The organism is Helicobacter sp. MIT 05-5294 (genome assembly GCF_000765675.1).
In the GTDB taxonomy this organism is placed as follows: domain Bacteria; phylum Campylobacterota; class Campylobacteria; order Campylobacterales; family Helicobacteraceae; genus Helicobacter_D.
In genome coordinates, this window is sequence record NZ_JRPA02000083.1 from 1 (window position 1) to 510 (window position 510).

General features: G+C 33.1%; 1 protein-coding gene. It reads left to right on the forward strand.

The annotated features are described in order from the left end of the window. Positions 1 to 70 precede the first annotated feature (70 nt). Positions 71 to 510 (forward strand): M23 family metallopeptidase (locus LS69_RS10150; protein WP_238699314.1); only part of this gene is annotated, 440 nt, incomplete at its 3' end.

Sequence of the window (510 nt, forward strand, 5' to 3'; positions counted from 1 at the left end):
GGGGAAACATCAATAGAAGATATTGTATTCCCTCTCAAAATGAAACCACTCAATGACAAGGGTTTACCATATGATTTGGAGTATTGCAAATCCAGCAGATAAAGATGCAACGCAAACCATCTATGGAAGAAATAGAAATGGAGGAACAAGAAAGCATACTGGAAGAGATTTATATACAAATCTATTTGACAAAGACTATAAAAATTCACAATCTGATGTTGAAATTGTAGCAATTGCTGATGGGATAGTCCCTGAGGAAAGGGATTTTTATTATCAAACAAAACAAATAACAATTTTGCATAAGAGTTTTAAATATGGTAAATTTATTATTAGATATGGAGAGTTAGACAGCAATAGAATCTTGGTAAAAAGGGGAGATAAAATTAATAGGGGACAAACTATTGGTTATGCAGGTTTAATGCTGAATGCGCAAAATATTCACCCAAACATTGTTCCAAACAAGCAGGTTATGATGTTACACTTTGAATATTTTTCGGACGGAGACAGGTT